The organism is Streptomyces sp. HP-A2021, assembly GCF_022807935.1.
Classification (GTDB): domain Bacteria; phylum Actinomycetota; class Actinomycetes; order Streptomycetales; family Streptomycetaceae; genus Streptomyces; species Streptomyces afghaniensis.
In genome coordinates, this window is the sequence record NZ_CP094344.1 from 9,268,497 (window position 1) to 9,284,666 (window position 16,170).

14 protein-coding genes and 1 pseudogene are annotated in these 16,170 nt (G+C 71.4%); 8 read left to right on the top strand and 7 right to left on the bottom strand.

The annotated features are described in order from the left end of the window. Positions 1–27 precede the first annotated feature (27 nt). From MQE23_RS41670 to MQE23_RS41680, 3 genes are all read left to right on the top strand, one after another. Positions 28–1,296 carry a glycosyltransferase family 4 protein gene (locus tag MQE23_RS41670; protein WP_243381976.1) on the top strand — a complete coding sequence of 423 codons (1,269 nt, stop codon included), beginning with the start codon at positions 28–30 and terminating at the stop codon, positions 1,294–1,296. After that, positions 1,293–2,129 (top strand): transferase, encoded by an 837-nt coding sequence (locus tag MQE23_RS41675; RefSeq protein ID WP_243381979.1) that lies wholly within the window; start codon positions 1,293–1,295, stop codon positions 2,127–2,129. The genes MQE23_RS41670 and MQE23_RS41675 overlap by 4 nt, the downstream gene beginning before the upstream one ends. Before the next feature lie 161 nt (positions 2,130–2,290). Continuing rightward, positions 2,291–2,953, top strand: a complete 663-nt coding sequence (locus MQE23_RS41680; RefSeq protein ID WP_020275344.1) for a YceI family protein — start codon at positions 2,291–2,293, stop codon at positions 2,951–2,953. 328 nt (positions 2,954–3,281) lie between these two features. On the opposite strand, the gene MQE23_RS41685 is transcribed toward MQE23_RS41680, so the two are convergent. From MQE23_RS41685 to MQE23_RS41705, 5 genes are read right to left on the bottom strand one after another with little or no spacing between them, the layout of a single operon-like run. Next, on the bottom strand, positions 3,282–4,292 hold the full coding sequence (locus MQE23_RS41685; RefSeq protein WP_020275342.1) for an MASE1 domain-containing protein: 1,011 nt from the start codon (positions 4,290–4,292) through the stop codon (positions 3,282–3,284). A 51-nt stretch (positions 4,293–4,343) separates the two neighbouring features. Next, positions 4,344–5,174, bottom strand: coding sequence for a PP2C family protein-serine/threonine phosphatase (locus MQE23_RS41690; protein WP_020275341.1), 831 nt, complete (start codon positions 5,172–5,174; stop codon positions 4,344–4,346). Between the two features lie 55 nt (positions 5,175–5,229). Then, a complete protein-coding gene (locus MQE23_RS41695; protein ID WP_243381982.1) occupies positions 5,230–6,060 on the bottom strand; it encodes a DUF817 domain-containing protein in 831 nt (276 codons plus the stop codon). Between the two features lie 27 nt (positions 6,061–6,087). Then, positions 6,088–6,681, bottom strand: a complete 594-nt coding sequence (locus tag MQE23_RS41700; protein ID WP_243381984.1) for a DUF5308 domain-containing protein — start codon at positions 6,679–6,681, stop codon at positions 6,088–6,090. An 18-nt stretch (positions 6,682–6,699) separates the two neighbouring features. Continuing rightward, positions 6,700–7,698 carry an inorganic phosphate transporter gene (locus tag MQE23_RS41705; RefSeq protein WP_020275338.1) on the bottom strand — a complete coding sequence of 333 codons (999 nt, stop codon included), beginning with the start codon at positions 7,696–7,698 and terminating at the stop codon, positions 6,700–6,702. A gap of 149 nt (positions 7,699–7,847) precedes the next feature. Here MQE23_RS41705 and MQE23_RS41710 point away from each other — a divergent pair, with 149 nt between their 5' ends. The 4 genes and pseudogenes from MQE23_RS41710 to MQE23_RS41725 all read left to right on the top strand — a co-directional run bounded on the left by MQE23_RS41710 (position 7,848) and on the right by MQE23_RS41725 (position 11,670). Beyond that, positions 7,848–8,441, top strand: coding sequence for a DUF998 domain-containing protein (locus MQE23_RS41710; protein WP_243381987.1), 594 nt, complete (start codon positions 7,848–7,850; stop codon positions 8,439–8,441). A 73-nt stretch (positions 8,442–8,514) separates the two neighbouring features. After that, a pseudogene (locus MQE23_RS41715) lies at positions 8,515–8,703 on the top strand (kinase); the annotation flags it as partial. A gap of 147 nt (positions 8,704–8,850) precedes the next feature. After that, on the top strand, positions 8,851–11,103 hold the full coding sequence (locus MQE23_RS41720) for a helix-turn-helix domain-containing protein (RefSeq protein ID WP_243381990.1): 2,253 nt from the start codon (positions 8,851–8,853) through the stop codon (positions 11,101–11,103). Positions 11,104–11,115: 12 nt separating this feature from the next. Then, positions 11,116–11,670, top strand: coding sequence for an XRE family transcriptional regulator (locus tag MQE23_RS41725; RefSeq protein WP_243381992.1), 555 nt, complete (start codon positions 11,116–11,118; stop codon positions 11,668–11,670). Here MQE23_RS41725 and MQE23_RS41730 read toward each other — a convergent pair. Further along, on the bottom strand, positions 11,636–12,658 hold the full coding sequence (locus MQE23_RS41730; RefSeq protein ID WP_243382935.1) for a phosphotransferase: 1,023 nt from the start codon (positions 12,656–12,658) through the stop codon (positions 11,636–11,638). The genes MQE23_RS41725 and MQE23_RS41730 overlap by 35 nt on opposite strands. A gap of 206 nt (positions 12,659–12,864) precedes the next feature. Between MQE23_RS41730 and MQE23_RS41735 the strand changes: the two genes are divergently transcribed. After that, positions 12,865–13,218 carry a hypothetical protein gene (locus tag MQE23_RS41735; protein WP_020275330.1) on the top strand — a complete coding sequence of 118 codons (354 nt, stop codon included), beginning with the start codon at positions 12,865–12,867 and terminating at the stop codon, positions 13,216–13,218. Between the two features lie 15 nt (positions 13,219–13,233). Here MQE23_RS41735 and MQE23_RS41740 read toward each other — a convergent pair whose 3' ends face one another. After that, the gene (locus tag MQE23_RS41740; protein ID WP_243381994.1) at positions 13,234–16,170 is read right to left on the bottom strand and encodes a hypothetical protein; all 2,937 of its coding nucleotides are present in this window, start codon (positions 16,168–16,170) and stop codon (positions 13,234–13,236) included.

The following is a 16,170-nucleotide window of genomic DNA, read 5'->3' on the forward strand; positions in this document are numbered from 1 at the left end:
CGGGTGGTTGGCGCCGTCTACGCCGACATGAAGATTTCTTTCCTGATTCACAACGCCTATGGAATCGGAGGCACGATCACCACCACGTTCAACCTCGCCGGGGCGCTCGCCGAGCGGCACGACGTGGAGATCGTCTCCGCGTTACGTCACCGCGAGCACCCCAATCTCGTCCTGGACCCCCGGGTGCGGCTGCGCGCGCTGGTGGACCTGCGCAAGGAGGCCGACCATCCGCTGCACCAGAGACCGGCGACGGTGTTCCCGTCCGCCGAGTACCGACACCGCCAGTACAGCGAGCTGACCGACCAGCGGATCGGCGAGTGCCTGGAGGCGATCGACACCGACGTCGTCATCGGCACCCGCCCCGGCCTCAACGTGCACATCGCGCGGCAGGCCCCGCAGCGTGTCCTGCGCGTCGGGCAGGAGCACCTCACCCTCGACAACCACCCGCCCGCCCTGCGCACCGCGCTGCGCCGCGCCTACCGCCGCCTCGACGTGATCACCACCGTCACGGAAGCGGACGCCGCGGCCTACCGGCGCAAGATGTGGCTGCCCGGCGTCCACGTCGAGGCCCTCCCGAACAGCGTCCCCGACCCGGCGCTGCCTCCCGCCGACGGCACCGCCAAGATCGTCATCGCCGCCGGCCGGCTGGTTCCGGTGAAGCGCTACGACCTGCTCATCGAGGCGTTCGCCCAGGTCGCCGCCGCCTTCCCGGACTGGCAGCTGCGCATCTACGGCAAGGGCGAGGAACAGCCCAGGCTGCGGGAACTCATCGAACGGCTCCAGCTGTGGAACAACGTGTTCCTGATGGGGGCCGCCACGCCCATGGAGGCCGAATGGGCCAAGGGCTCGATCGGCGCGGCCGCGTCCAACTTCGAGCCGTTCGGCATGACCATCGTCGAGGCGATGCGCTGCGGACTGCCCGTCGTCAGCGCCGACTGCCCCTACGGCCCCGGTGAGATCATCGAGGACGGAGCCGACGGCCGGCTCGTGCCGGTCGGTGACGCCGACGCCCTCGCCTCGGCCCTGCTGGAACTCGTCGGCGACGACGAACGGCGCCGCCGCATGGGCCGCACCGCCCTGGAGAACGCCCACCGCTTCGCCCCGGGCCCCGTCGTCGCCCAGGCCGAACGCATCCTCGAGGACGCCCTCACGGCCCGGACCACGGACCGACCGACCTCCACCACCCAGAACCACCGGAGCAACAGCGCACTGATCGGCCGGAGCCACGCCGCCCGTGACGCGGTCCACGCCGCGGCCGCCGGCGCACTCCGCGCGATACGCAAGGGACGCCGATGACCACGCACCTCGACACCCACCTGCGCACCCACTGCGCGATCGACACGGACGGCCGCATCACCTTCCGCCTCCCATCGGCCCCGTCCTCCCGTCCTCAGCTGCTGCTCCGGCTGCGACCCAAGAAGGGCCGCCCCGAGACGACGCTCCACCTCCTCGACCTGGAGCCCGGCCGGGCCGACGGCGGCCTGCACGCCGTACTGGAACCGCACCCGGCCCTCGACGAAGGCCGCTGGGACCTGTACCTGCTGCCCGAACCGGAAGCCGAACGACAGCGGCTGCGCCCCGGCCTCAAGGACCTGCGCGCCCTCGTCGACGGCCACCTCCGCGACCGGCCGTCACCGGTCGCCGTCAGAATCCCGTACGTCACGAAGGACGGCTTCCTCGCGCTCAGGGCATGGCGGCGCACCGCCCACGCGGAGGCCCGCACCATCGACGTCACGGCACAGGCCCTGACGGTCGAGGCCCGCCTGCACGGCGCCGAACTCCGTGCCGACGCCACCGTACGGCTGCGCCTGCGGGGGACCGACACCGTACGGGAACTGCGCCCCCGGATCGACGACGACGGCAGAGGCTTCTCCTTCACCGCCGGCCCGGAGGACCTGACGGGCGACGGCGAAGCGCCGGGCCGGATCTGGGACGCCTTCGTCCGGCCCACCACCGGCGCGCCGCCGGTCCGCATCGGCCGGTTGCTCGACGACGTGGCGGACCGCAAACACGTCTTCGTCTACCCGGCACTCACGGCGGCCGGGTCCTCCTCGCGCCCCTACTACACCGTCGACAACGACCTCGCGATCGAGGTGACACCGACCGAATCGCCGATATGCCCGAAATGAAAATCCCTGGACTCCCGGATGGTTATTTCGTCGGTATGTCGCGACAGGCGTGTGTGGATTCTGTGCAAAGCGGCGGCAAAAAGGTCAGGTGCTCGTCCGCAACAGCCGTAAACGCCAAGGGGACTTGCGGCAATAAGCAAACTCAAGTACCTAGATGAATCATGAACCTGTTCAACCGCGTCGTGCCGTCCCGCCGGCAGGCGCCGCCAGTCCCCCCACAGCGTCCCGCCGGCGCGCCGGCTTCCCCCACCGCGGTCCTGCCCGACCCCGACCTGGCGAATCTCACCGGCGAATGGGTCGTCGACCCTGCTCACAGCAGGATCGGCTTCTCCGTCCGGCATGCCATGGTGACCACCGTGCGCGGTTGTTTCCTGGAGTACGAAAGCCTCCTCTACTTCGACGCGCGCAACCCCGCCCGATCACGGGCCGACCTCACGCTGTTCACCGCCAGCGTCGACACCGGGGTGGAACAACGCGATGCCCACCTGGTCGGCCGGGACTTCCTGGATGCCGCGACTTATCCGCGTATGCGCTTCACCAGTACCGCGGTGGAACAGATGGGCGCCGACCTCTTTCACATGTCGGGTGAGCTCACCATCAAAGGCATATCGCGGCCGGTCGTCCTGGAGATGACCTACATCGGACACGTCACCGACCCCTTCGGATACGAAAGGGTCGGATTCGACGGCACCACCACCATCAACCGCTCCGACTGGGGCCTGACCTACAACAGCAGGCTGGCCGAGGGAGGCGCGATGGTGAGCGAGAAGGTGCGCCTGCAACTCGACATCGCCGCCATCCGCACGCCCCCGACGGCCGGCTGACCGCGCCGGGCCCGGCCACGACGCAGAACGTCGCCGGGCCCAGCGTGATCACCCCGTCGCTCAGCGGTGTGCACCGCACACCGCCCCGCCCGAGAAGAGCGCGCTGGGCGCCGGGGCCGATGGTCACGTCCATCCAGGCGCACGGCCGGGCCGGCCGGTTCACCTGAGGGACGCGCTCGTCGGACGGGCCGGGGAAGGGGCTGTCCGACGGCCGTCCGGTCAGCCGGTGCGCGGGCGACACCAGCAGTTGCAGCACCTCCGCCTCGGTCATGGCGTCAACCCTGTGCCTCGGTCACCACCGCCCGGCGGGCCCACTGGAGGCGTACGATCACTCGTCCTGTCTCCGCCTGATCCCACTGTCCTCCAGAGGGCTGCGGCCGTCCGCCGATTCGCCGGCGGTGAGGTGCTCCAGGACCTCGACCAGTTCCTGGCACGCGCGCTCCACCGAACGCCGGGTGTGGATCTGCTCGGTGATCACTGCGGACAGGATCAGCGCCGTCAGGGCCATCGCCCCGTTGAACGCCTGCAGCTTGATCATCACCTCCACCCTGGTCAGCCGCTCGAACGGACCGGCCCGGTCGGTCGCCGCCACCGTGGTCATGACTGACGCGAAGAGGGCGCACAGCATGCTGCCGGCCAGCTGGAAGCGCAGAGCCGCCCAGATCAGCAGGGGATAGACGAGGAAGAGCAGACTGACCGAGCTGTGCGCGGTCAGGGGAACGACACAACAGACGATCAGCGCCAGGCCCGAGGCCTCCTTCCAGCGCGACAGGCGCAGCGGCGGGCGGACGCGGGACAGCAGGAGCAGCACCGGGGTGACGATCAGCACGCCCATTGCGTCACCCACCCACCAGGCCAGCCACACCGCCCAGAAGCCCGGCCATTCGAGCCTGCCCGTGGCGAGCAGGATGCCCGCACCGGTGGTCGAGCTGATCAGCATGGCGGTGAACGCGCCCAGGAACACCAGGGCGAGACCGTCCCGCAGACGCGCCAGATCGGTACGGAAACCCGTCCGGCGCAGCAGCAGGTACCCCACGACGGGGGCCACCGTGTTGCCCGCCAGCACGCCGAACGCCCAGGGGCTCAGGGACGTGAGAGACAGGATCACCAAGAAGGCGCCCAGGGCGATCCCCGGCCAGCAGCGCAGCCCGAAGATGAGCAAGCAGGCGACCGAGACGCCGGTGGGGGGCCAGATCGGAGTGACGACCGAGCCCTCGACGACCAGTTCCCGCAGCAGGCCCAGCCGCCCCGAGACGTAGTAGCAGGCCGCCACGGCCAGCGTCTGCAGAGCGACGACGGCCGACGTACGCAGATCCCGGCTACCCACCACAGCAGCCATGAGACACCGGGACCGCCGCGGCGGCGAGGTGAGAGCGGGGCCCCTGCGGCCCTATGGCTGAGGCTCCGGTGCGTCGAGGCCGACGACCAGCACGGCGGCGTCGTCGTCATGCCCGACCCGCTCCGCGCCCTTGATCAGCGCGGCCGCGAGCGCGTCCACGTCCATGCCCGCCACCGCCGCGATGCCCGCGAGCCGCATCACCTGGTCGAGGCCCTCCTCGAGCCGCAGGCAGGGCCCCTCCACGACACCGTCCGTGAGCAGCACGAACATGCCACCCGTCGTCAGCTCGTACCGGGTCACCGGATACGACATCCCCGCCAGGATCCCCAGCGGCGGCCCGCCCTCGTCCTCGGCGACGCCGGACTTCCCGTCGGCCGTGGCCCAGACGCAGGGCAGGTGCCCGGCCCGCGCGCTCTCCAGTACGCCGGCACACGGGTCGAGCCGCATGAACGTGCAGGTGGCGAACAGATCGGAGCCCAGGGACAGCAGCAGCTCGTTGGTCCGGGCCAGGACCTCGCCCGGCTCGCTGGTGACGGAGGCCAGGGCCCGCAGCCCGGCCCGCACCTGTCCCATGAAGGCGGCGGCTTCGATGTTGTGGCCCTGGACGTCACCGATGGACAGACCGATACGGCCGTCGCCCAGTGTGAAGGCGTCGTACCAGTCGCCGCCCACGTTGAGCCCCTGGTACGCGGGCGCGTACCGCACGGCGAGATGCAGCCTGCGGGCTACGGGCAGGTCGCGCGGGAGCATGCCGCGCTGAAGCGCGATGGCCAGCTCGACCCGCGAGCGCTGCATCTCGGCCTGCGCACGCGCCTGGGCCGTCAGCGCCCCGAGCCTGGTCAGCAGCTCGTCGCCGTCGTCCGTCGGGCCGGTGCGGGACATCGATCACTCCGGCGAGGATGGCCACGGTCGGTGATCATCCTCGAATGCAAATCATCTAATTTGTGTCCATAGGATGATACGTGGCTGGCGCCTTGTCGACGACTCGCGCTCCTCGCGCCCGCCCGACCGCCGCCAGGACGAAGGTGACGCTGATCAGCAACGCCCAGGCGCCGAACTTCTCCACCCCCACCGGCTCCCAGCCGTGCTCCTGGTACGGATAGCGCCACGCACCGACGAATGTGGCGAGGTTCTCCGCCACCCACAGGAAGAACCCGATCAGGACGAACGACAAGGCCAGCGGCATCCGCCGGCGCACGCCCCGCACCGTGAAACACACCGACGTCCCCGTGGTGACGGTCAGCAGCAGGCCGGCCAGGACCCAGCGGGCGTCGGGCAGCCAGTGGTGGCTGAAGAAGTTGACGTATATGGCCGCGGCCACCACCGCCGTCGCCCGCGGCCGGTAGCGCACCAGGCGGAGGTCGAACAGCTGCCAGGCCCGGCACACATAGCTGCCCACGGCCGCGTACAGAAACCCGCCGTACAGCGGAACGCCGGCGAACTTCAGCACGCCCGGCTCCGGGTAGCTCCACGAACCGAGCGACACCTTCACCAGCTCGAAGGCGAGACCGATGACGTGACAGATTGTGATGACGGCGACGTCCCGCCCGTTCTCCCAGCCACGCAGCCAGAACACCAGCGTGAGCAGCACGCCGTAGACCACCAGCAGGTCGTAGCGCGCCACGGGCAGGTCGGGCAGCAGGGTGGACACGGCCACGCCGGACAGCAGCGCGATGGCGAACGCGCACGCCCGGGTCTGCGTCCAGGCGAAGTCGAGCAACTGCCGAACAGGTGCGGCCCGGGGGCCGGCGAGACGTGTAGGGATCATGGTGCCCTGTAGGACGGGCCCACGCGCCTACCGGTTGCAGCGACCCTTCCCGGCCGACATCCGCCCATCCCGGGCCACGTCGTCCCGGGCTTCGGACACGGCCTTCCGCAACAGCCCGGCAAGAAGCTGATCCGCGTCAGGCGCGGCACACAGAACCCGGAGTGCGTCTTCGAGGTACCGCCGCCCCGGGCCACGCCACCACAGCAGATCGGCGACACTGCTCGGCATCCCGCCGGCACGGAGATGAGCAAGCTTCTCGCTCCGCCGACGGCACGCACGGCCGTGCCGCGCCAGACGCCGGGACGCTGGTCGCAGCACGCGTGCCGCGTCCACGACCGTGCCGACGAGCAGCGGCGCGTACGCCCGGTCCAGGGGACGGGCGTCGGCGAGCTCGGCGGCCAGCGGCCACAGGGCATGCCGCGTGGCGTCAGCGACGCTGTCGTTGACCACGCGGGCCAGTGCCGCAAGCGCCGGATGGGTACCGGCCGGGCTGTCGGTGAACCCACGGCCGGCCAGCAACGCGGCGCTCTCCATCAGGCAGGCGCCGTCGTCGGGGTGCAGATGCGCGAAACGCCCGGGCATCGGAAGGCCGTCCGGCGGGTGTGGCGGAAAGGCGGTCATGGGGCCTCCGGGCCGGGATCACAGACCGGTGACGGCGTGCAGAAGGAGGTAGAGCGCGGCGGCGGGAATCCCGGCGCCGAAGAACGTGAGCACCCAGGCCGTGACGATGGAGCGGGCCACTTGCCAGCGTACGTCCGAGGCACGCCGGGTGGCACCGGCACCCAGAATGGCCGCGGTGATCGTCTGCGTGGTGGAGATCGGCGCCTTCACCAGGAACGCGGTGGTGTAGAGGACGGTCGCGGCGGCGGTCTCGGCGGCGAACCCGCGCGGCGGATCGAGGTGCACGATGCGCCGGCCGAGCGTGGTGATGATGCGACGCCCGCCGGTGTAGGTACCGGCTGCCATGGCGGCCGCCACGGTGGCGATCACCCACACCGGAACGGAGAAGTCGTCCTGCCAGCCCGCCGTGACCAGGGCGAGCACGATGACCCCCATGGTCTTCTGCGCGTCCTGCAACCCGTGCCCCAGCCCCATCGCGGCGGCGGAGACGGTCTGCGCCATGCGGAAGCGGTGCGTGGTCCGACGGGGCGTCGAACGACGGAACGTCCACAGGATGGCGACGTGCAGCAGATAGCCGAGGGCCACGCCGACCAGCGGGGACAGCAGCATCGGCAGGACGACCTTGTCCACGATCCCGGACCAGTGCACGGTGGCCGAAGCGGCGAGCGCGGCACCGACCAGCCCGCCGATCAGCGCGTGCGAGGACGAGGTCGGCAGCCCACGCCACCAGGTGAACACGTTCCAGCCGATGGCCCCGAGGAGCGCGCACAGGACCAGCAGCAGACCCGATTCGCCCTCGGGCGCGCCGATGATGCCGCTACCGACGGTCTGGGCCACCTCCGTCCCCAGGAAGGCGCCGCAGAAGTTCATCACCGCGGCCATGGCCAGCGCCACGCGCGGTGTCAGGGCCCTGGTGGAGATGGAGGTGGCGATCGCGTTCGCGGCGTCGTGGAAGCCGTTGGTGAAGTCGAAGGTCAGCCCCACGATGATGATCAGCACCACCAGGGTGAGCTCCATGACCGATCACCTTTCCGCGGGCAGGGCACCGGACCGCCACACGCGCCGTCGGCGCACGGATCCATCGTGCCGCGAAACCCCCGGACGGACCCGCCCGGAGCAGCGGTAGTGGGACGGGGAGTTCCGGTGATCCGTTCTACGGTGTCCTGGTGCGATCTGTACCGAAATGGGTCCTGTTGTCGTCGACGTGCGCCCCAGCCGTGTTGATCATCGGCTGGATGGCGGCTGCGGCACTGCAAGGACCCGCCTACGACCCGGCCGCTCAGACCATCAGCGTCCTGGCGGCCCCCGGAGGCTCGGGCTACTGGGTGATGACAGGCGCGTTCATCACCCTCGGCGTCTGCCACCTGCTCACCGCCTGGGGGCTGCGCCCGGCCGCGACCCCGGGCCGGCTGGCCCTTGCGGCAGGGGGAGTGTCCGCCCTCGTGGTGGCCATGGTCCCGGCGCCGAGCAGCGGCGGCTCGCTGGTCCACGGCTCGGTCGCCGTCGTCGGCTTCACCGTCCTGGCGGCATGGCCCGTTCTGGCCATCCGGACCGGCGACAGCGTCCCGTGGGCCCTGCGGCCCTTACCGTCCCTCGGAGCCACCGCGGTGATGGCGGTGGGCGCGGCATGGTTCCTGCTCGAGACGCATCTCCACGGCGTCGCCGGCGTCGCCGAGCGTGCGGTCACGACCCTCCAGTCGGTCTGGCCGTTCGTGGTCGCGCTCTCGTGCCTGCGCCACTCCGCCCACGTGGGCCGTTGAGCGTCGGTAGGGTGACCGACGTGACCGTGGGCAGCGAGGAATCCCGGCTGATCGTCCTGCGCGGCAACAGCGCCTGGACGTACCGCTCGACGAAACCCTGGCCCGCCATGGCACCAAGCCGATCGCCGACGAAGTGAACGAGACACAACTGCGCGACTGGTACCGGCCGCTCGATCTGCTGCCGGGCGGAGTCGAAACGGTCATCGGCGCCGACAGCACCCTCGCCGCGACCATCGACCGCATCATGCACGACACCGGCCTGTGTCGTCAGACGCGGCAGCGCGGCATCTGCTCGCCGAATCCGAGCCCTGCACAGACACACTTCGTAGACCTCGGGGACGCTGTACGTACGCGCTTGGTACGCGAAACCTACGCTCCACGCTAGGGTGACGGACCAGGAGGTGCCCCGATGTCGGAGCTGTTCGACGCGGTCGACGCGCTGGTCGCGTCCCGCTCCCCGCTGCCGCCCCCGGCGGAACGCAAGCGGCTGCGCCAGGCCCACGGCCTGACGCTGGACGAGGTGGCCGCCGCGCTGCAGGTGCGGCGTGCGACGGTCAGCGGCTGGGAGGCCGGCAAGACCGAACCGCGCCCGCCGGAGCGCGACGCATACGCCCGCATGCTGAAGCAGCTCGCCCAGCTCTACCCTGCCACCCACGCCGCGGTGCCCCCGAAGGACACGTCGGTTCCCGAGACATCGGCCGCCCCTGCTGCACCGGCGCCGCCCGCAGCCGCACCGCCCCAGGCCCGCACAGGATCCGCAGACCCGGCCCCGGAAGCTGCTCCCGGGAACGCCGCACCTCACCCCGTCGGCCCCGCCGGTCCTGCCGCTGTGCCGCGCCCGGCGGCATCGACGACCAGGCCGTCGTCGACGTCGCGCCGACCCGCCACCAGGAAGGCGGCTCCGGCGAACCCCCCGACGACCGACACCGATCCACGGTTCGCGAACGGCCCCCTGCTCGTCATCGACGCCGACGACAGCTCCCAGGTGACCGGGTACGGCATCGGCGGCCTGGTCCTGGACGTGCCCGCCAAGTCGCTTCCCGCGCTGGTGGAGTGGACGCTGACGGAGGCTCAGCTCGGGGCGGAGAGGCTGCACGGCTCCGGCAGGGATGCCGACCCCCTGCTCGTGCTCACCGAGCGGGCGTGCGAACGGTACGGGCTTCCGGTGGCGCTGTCGGACGCCGAGCGGCTCACCGGACGCCTCCCGGACGGCCGCAAGGTCCTCAAGCAACTCGACCGTGCCGGCTGGCAGTTGACCAAGCGCGGGTTCGGGCCGTGGGCGCGGATCTACCGCCCCGCCCAGGGCCGCCGACGCCAGTGCGTGCAGCTGTGCATCCCGTCGTGGGAGGCGCTCGACGCCCGCACCTGGGGCCACGCCGCACAGCTCGAGCCGGCGGAACTCGCCCGCGTGCTCGGTACCTACGCGGCCCGCGTGATGACACCGTGCGGCTCTACGGCCGTCACCGGCCTGGAACTGATGACCGCACTCAACCCGCCGACCCGGGCGAGCGAGGCGGACGAGACGGGGAAGCGGCACAGGGAACACCGGCCCGGCTCCCTGGGCGAGCACCCGATGGACTGCGCGCCGTGCGAGGCCCCGGACGGGCATCCGCTGCTCGCCGGCCTGCCCCGCTTCCACCAGCGGGGCCCGGACGAGATGCTGTTCGAGGAGGCGTACGACTGGGCGCGTGAGCTCACCGACGCCGAGTGCATGCAGCGGTACCTGGTCGGCATCGACGTCAACCTCGCCTTCGGCGCTGCTGCCAACGGTGCTGTCGTCGGCCTGGCGACGCCGCCCGTGCACGTCGCCAACCCCGCCTTCGACCCGGCGCTGCCCGGGTCATGGCTGGTCGACCTCTCCCACGTCGACCTCTCCCGGGTCCTGGTCGGCAAGCAGTGGCGCCGGCTCGAGAGCGCGTTGCTGCCCAGCCCGTTCACGCCGACCGGCGAGCGCCCGGAGGGACCGGCCTGGTACGCGACTCCGACGGTGGCGTACGCGCTGGAACTCGGCTACGACGTCGCCCCGGCCGAGGCCTGGGTGCGGGAGGACAAGGGCAGGTTCCTGGACGGCTGGTACAAGCGGCTGCGTAACGCGTACGTCGACACCATGGGGGACCTGGGCGTGGGTGAGAAGCTGGGCACCCGGGAGTTCCTGGAGGCGATGGACGGCTGCAAGCAGCGCGATCCGGAGATGGCGATCGTCCTGGACGCGGTCAAGTCCACGGTGAAGGGCGGCATCGGCAAGCTGCGCGAACGGGCGCGTGGCGGCGGCTGGAAGCCCGGACAGCCCTGGCCGGCCCTCTCCCGCCCCACGTGGCGGCCGGACATCCGCGCCACCGTCATCTCCCGGGCCCGGATCAACATGCACCGCAAGATGATCAACCTGGCCGCGGCGACCGGCCGGTATCCGGTGGCGGTCCTGTCGGACTGCGCCGTCTACGCGGCCGACGGCCCCAGCCCGCTCCACGTCCTGCCGTACGACGCCGACGACAAGACGGTGCCCGGCAGCTTCCGGCTCGGAGTGTCACCGGGGATGGTCAAGCACGAGGGCACCCAGACCACCCTGTGGGCCGAAGCGGTGCGGGAGAAGTACGGCGAGGTCCTCAACCTCGCCCGCTACGTCAAGACCGGCGAGGTCACGGCCAAGGACGACGGAGAGTAGGGGAGCGAGCCGATGGACACGGTCGGGGACGGTCTCGACGCCGCGCTGCGGAAGGCGTTCACGCGCCCGATCCCCAAGAGCGCGGGCGCGCAGATGCGCTACCTGGTCAGACAGCTCAAGGGCACCAGGCCGGTCGCCGAGTTGCTCGGCATCACTCAGCGCACCGTCGAACGCTATGTGAAGGAACAGATCAAAAGGCCCCGGCCCGACCTCGCGCAGCGCATGGAGAGCGAGGTCAGGAAGCGGTGGCAGCCCCAGGTCCGGGCCCGGGCCAAACAAGCCGCGGCCACCACCGGCGGCATCGTGATCGACACCCGCGCCCGGTTCGGCTACACGGCCGCCCCCGGCTCCACCGACGACGCCCGGCTGCGCCATCTCACCGTCGCTCTGCCCCCGCAGTACGCCGCCCGTCTCTTCGAGACGAAGGAAGCCGGCGGCACGGAACAGCAACTGCGCGACATCGCGGCCGAGGCGCTGGGGGAGGTGTACTTCCGCGACAACGGCCGCCGCGCCCATGGCCTCGAAGTCGAGTTCACCGACGTGGAGCACCTCGAGTTCGACCTCTGACACCGTGTCGGCCGACGTCGATCGCGAGTTGCCGGTGGGCGCGGGCCATGTCGGTCAGATCGTCGCGCAGCTCGCCGAGCCAATCCGGTTCCTGCGGGGCGGGTTCGCCCAGCGCGCGCGTGATACGCACGAGAGAAGCCGCGGCATGCAGGCCGGCGAACAGCGGCAGGCGCCCCCAGTCCTCGTCGTCGAAGGGGCGCACGCTGCGGTATCCGTCGAGGAAGGCGTCGAACCGCGCCCGGTGCACGGGCGCGGGCCGGCCGGTGTGGTCCGTCAGGTCGCGCACGGCGTAGGCGATGTCTGCGGCGTACCAGGAGAGGGCGGCCTCGTCGAAGTCGTAGGCGATCGGCCCGTCCGCTTCCCAGGCCATGTTGTCCAGCTCGAAGTCGCCGTGCACCACACCCCAGCGGTCCCGGCAACGCGGTAACTCGCGCATCACGTCGGCGAGCCGCGCAGTCGCTTCGACCAACTCGGCGTCATCGGCGAACAGCGCCCCGACAGAGGGGAGTTCACCGAAGGACTCGGGCAGCCCGGCAGCAAACCCCGCGGCATCGCGATGCAGACGGGCCAGCGCCCGCCCCCACTGCCATGCTTGCGATGCGGTGAGTTCACCGACGTCGTGGCCCGCGCCGGGCGCCGGTTCGACCACCATGGCGTGCACGGCACCGAGACCGGTCGGCACGGTCACGGTCAGGGCGCCGGACTCGGCGGCGACCGGCCGCACCACCGCCGATCCGCCGTCGCTGAGCCGCGCCATCAGCTCGGCCACCGCGGCCAGGGACTTCGGTCCGCGGCAGGAGTCGGGCACGAACCGCAGATAACGCCGTCGGCCGTGCTCCGGGAGCACGAACACATGGGAGGCGCTGGAACGCCACCACTTGGCAGTGCCGGCCGGGTAACCCCACTGGGCGGCGACATCGTCGGCGATCGGGCTGTCCCACCCTTCGGACACGGTCTGCTTGAGTCGATCGATCTCAGTCAAGGGCATCATCGCGAGTCAGCCTTGGCCATGCGGCCGGCAGTCACAAGCGGATTACCGAACCGATGCGAACTGTGGTCCGTTTCGGAGTTCGAGGTGTAACACGGCGCCGCTCGCGTGGCGCAGTAGTAGGCAGGAACGAGCCAGTCCGAGGCTGAATCCCACTGCCTGGGGCGACCCCTGTAAATCTCTCACGCGCGAGATGGGAATTTCCTGTGAACAACACCGACCCGGTTTCCGGATACCAGACATACGACCAGCCGCCGGGCCATGGCCGCCCCGGGCGCGACCAGGCCACATCGCGGCGCATAGCCCTTTCCGTCTGCACGATCGCCGACGTGGCGGCCGGTTTCCTGGGTCTGTGGATCGTGCTCTACCTGCTCGATGCGAACCAGGGGAATTCCTTCGTCGAGTTCGTCCACGGAGTGGCGGACTGGCTCTCCGGATGGGCGCAGGACATTTTCACGATGGACACAGAAGGGCTACGCGTCATCCTCAATTACGGCCTTCCGGCGGTCATCTATTTGCTGATCGGCCACGGAATCGCCGCCCGGCTCAACCGGGCCTGAGGGCTTTACGCCATATCACTCCTCGTCGCGCAGCCGGGCCGCCAAGGACGTCAGCGGCTCGGTCTCGTCGGTGTGCCCCAGGGCCGTGAGGCGGACGACAGCCGCGTCCAGGCGGGTGAGGGCGGGGGCGGGGCGTTCCAGGTAGATGCCCTCCACGACACCCGCGAGACGGACGCACTCGGCCCACTCCCCGGCGTGATCCTGCTCCGCTCCCGGCTCGCCGAGCAGAGCGAGGGCCTTCTCCAGGGCGGCCAGGGCGTCCTCGTACTCACCGGTGTAGGCGTTGACCCGCCCGTGCTCGTAGGCCAGTGCGGTGTCCAGGGAACGGCCGCGGGCCTCGTACCCGGCGGCGCGGGCCTCATCCGCGATCCGGCCTGCGTCGGCGAGGAAGTCGAGGGCGCCGGCCAGTCCGTCGGGGCCCTGCTGCTGGCCCTGGAGCCGGGCGAGTTCGCGCAGGCAGTTGCTGAGCTGCTCGTAGCGCGCGTCCCGGGCGTGGGCGGCCAGTGCCTGCTCCGCCGCCTCGCGGGCCCGGACGAACTCGCCGGATTCGCCGAGGAGTACCGCGGTCTCCGCGGCGATGATGGCGTGGCTCCCCGGGTCGTCGTCCCAGCCTGCCGACTCGGCCGCGAGGGCGAGGAACTCCGCAGTGGCGGCCTTGAGATCGTCCCCCGCGTGCAGCGCGCGGGCGCGGGTCAGGCGCAGTTGGGCGACGAGCCGGTCGTCCAGTTCTCCGGCGGCGACGTCCGGTTCGGCCAGCAGGGAGTCGAGCAAGGCGATGCAGTCCTCGACGCGGCCCAGGTCGAGGCTGAGCTGTGCCGCGTTGCTGTACGTGCAGAACGCGTCCGTCCGACTGCCGCCGCGAAGCTCCACCTCCGCGGAGCGCGTCAGATGCCGCAGTGCCTCGTCGGGGCGGCCCAGATGCATGCACGCCTCGGCCAGATCACCGTGGAGGCGGCTGGTGTCGACCGCGTCCGCGGGCCAGTCGGCGGCCAGTCGCAGCCCCTCGGCCAGGTCCGCGTACGCGGCCTGCGCGTCCCGGAGAGCGAGCTGGAGCCGGCCCCGCAGGCCGAGCGTGCGGGGCAGGTGCCACGCGGGGCCGTGCGCCCTCAGCCGGTCGAGGAGGACGTCGATCCCGGTGACCGCGGCGGGCAGGTCGCCGGAGATGGCGTACGTACTGGCCCGCAGCAGCAGAGCGCCGGAGATCTGCCCGACGACATCGTGCCGGGTGGCGAACTCGTGCAGCAGGTCCACCTCGGCGAAGGCCGGCGCGATGTGCTCCTCGCTCCTCGACGTCTGAAGCCGCAGGCCGAGCGCGGTCGCCCGCAGCCGCAGCAGGCGGGCCTCCTGGTACGGGGCGAGGCCGGAAGTCTCCTCGTGCAGGCGGACCATGGATGCGTGGGCGGCGGTCAGCGCGGCGGCCTGCGCCTCGGCCGCGTCGTCGCCCGGTGCCGGGATCTCGGCGCAGGCGAGCAGGGCACTGGCGCGGGCGACCGCCGCGTGACCCGGCAGCCCGGCGTCGTCGTACAGGCCCGCGGCCTCCTCGTAGAGGTCGGCGGCGAGGGCGAACTCGTCCTTCTCGCCGGCCCGGCTCGCCTCGTCGGCCAGCAGGTCCGCGCGCAGCTGTACGAGCGGGCCCACGGCCGGGTCGTCGGGGTGGGTGTAGCCGCGGGCGGCGACGAGGGTCCGCAGCCGCGACCAGCAGGCGTGGGTGTCCGGGTGCCCCTGCTCCTCCGACTTCCTTGCGTGGAGGATGAGTTCGGGCAGCTCATCGGGGACGGCGGCGGCCGTACGGCCGGCGGTCGCGGCGACGGGGGCGGCAGCCGGGGCCACGTCGTCGAGGCTGCGGCTGCGCAGCGTCAGTTCCAGCGCCTCCAGGAGCGGGGCACGGTCGAGGCGGGACCGGCGGCGGTCGGTGTGGGCCGTGGTGCCGTTGCGCGCGTCGAAGCGGGCGGCGAGGTCGTCGGCGCGGCCGCGCACCTCGGCGCGCAGCCCGGCCACCGTCCAGGTGCGGCCCGCATATCCGGCGGTCGGCAGTTCACCGTGGCCGAGGTGCTCGACGCGTTGGAGGAGGACCTCCACGCCGGTGAGGAAGCCGAGCAGGTCCAGCGGCGAGTCGACCTCCTCGAACAGGTTCCGGTTCTCGGAGAGCAGTTCCAGGCCGCGGGCCTCGTTGCCGGTCAGCGCGCAGAACTCCAGGTGCCGGCCGACCTCCTGCGCCATCGAGGGGTTGCGGCGGCAGCCGCGGTACCCGGCGAGGTGCAGGTCGCGGGCCCGGTCGGTACGGCCGGTGCGCAGCAGCGGCAGCAGGGCGTACGACACCGAGCGGGCCGGCTCCTCCTGGCAGGACTCCTTCCCCGCCAGGACGGGCTCCCAGGTGCGCAGCGCCCGCTCGTCGTCGCCCGCCGTCAGGTGGTACAGGGCGCGCTCGCAGGTCTCGCAGGCCTCGCAGTCGCTCAGCCGGGTGCGGGTGCGGGCCGCCCACAGCTCGTAGGCGGGGGTGGTGTCCTCGCCGACGTGGGCGGCGAGCTGGTACGCCTGTCCGTAGTACGGCTGGAGGCCCAGGCCGGCCTTCTCGTACCGGTCGCGCATCTCGGTGAGCCACTGGCGCAGGCTGGCCAGCGGTATCTCGGGCAGCTGGCGCAGGGCGTGGGCCACCCACTTGAACCGCCAGAACAGCATGTGGCGCAGGCGCTCGTCGAAGACCTCGGGCTGCTCGTCGAAGAGGGTGAGCAGGCGGGCGAAGACGACGGGCGATTTGCGGGGTTCGGCGCCGTAGGTGTACGCCTCCTGCAGTTCGAGGAGCGCGTGGACGAGCGGGACGGGCTCCGCGAACTGCTCTGCGGCGTCGGCGAGTTCCTCGGCGGTGACGGTACGGGTGCGGCCGTAGGGGCGCCGGTCGTTCTCCTGGAGCGCCCGGTACAGCTCGTCGGTGGTCTGGGGTGCGGTGGGCAT

Bases quoted from the DNA above. Each gene is read 5' to 3' on its own strand.
- MQE23_RS41670 (WP_243381976.1), top strand. From the start codon at position 28: ATGAAGATTTCTTTCCTGATTCACAACGCCTATGGAATCGGAGGCACG.
- MQE23_RS41675 (WP_243381979.1), top strand. From the start codon at position 1,293: ATGACCACGCACCTCGACACCCACCTGCGCACCCACTGCGCGATCGAC.
- MQE23_RS41680 (WP_020275344.1), top strand. From the start codon at position 2,291: ATGAACCTGTTCAACCGCGTCGTGCCGTCCCGCCGGCAGGCGCCGCCA.
- MQE23_RS41685 (WP_020275342.1), bottom strand. From the start codon at position 4,292: ATGGCTGCTGTGGTGGGTAGCCGGGATCTGCGTACGTCGGCCGTCGTC.
- MQE23_RS41690 (WP_020275341.1), bottom strand. From the start codon at position 5,174: ATGTCCCGCACCGGCCCGACGGACGACGGCGACGAGCTGCTGACCAGG.
- MQE23_RS41695 (WP_243381982.1), bottom strand. From the start codon at position 6,060: ATGATCCCTACACGTCTCGCCGGCCCCCGGGCCGCACCTGTTCGGCAG.
- MQE23_RS41700 (WP_243381984.1), bottom strand. From the start codon at position 6,681: ATGACCGCCTTTCCGCCACACCCGCCGGACGGCCTTCCGATGCCCGGG.
- MQE23_RS41705 (WP_020275338.1), bottom strand. From the start codon at position 7,698: ATGGAGCTCACCCTGGTGGTGCTGATCATCATCGTGGGGCTGACCTTC.
- MQE23_RS41720 (WP_243381990.1), top strand. From the start codon at position 8,851: ATGTCGGAGCTGTTCGACGCGGTCGACGCGCTGGTCGCGTCCCGCTCC.
- MQE23_RS41725 (WP_243381992.1), top strand. From the start codon at position 11,116: ATGGACACGGTCGGGGACGGTCTCGACGCCGCGCTGCGGAAGGCGTTC.
- MQE23_RS41730 (WP_243382935.1), bottom strand. From the start codon at position 12,658: ATGCCCTTGACTGAGATCGATCGACTCAAGCAGACCGTGTCCGAAGGG.
- MQE23_RS41740 (WP_243381994.1), bottom strand. From the start codon at position 16,170: ATGCCCACCGCACCCCAGACCACCGACGAGCTGTACCGGGCGCTCCAG.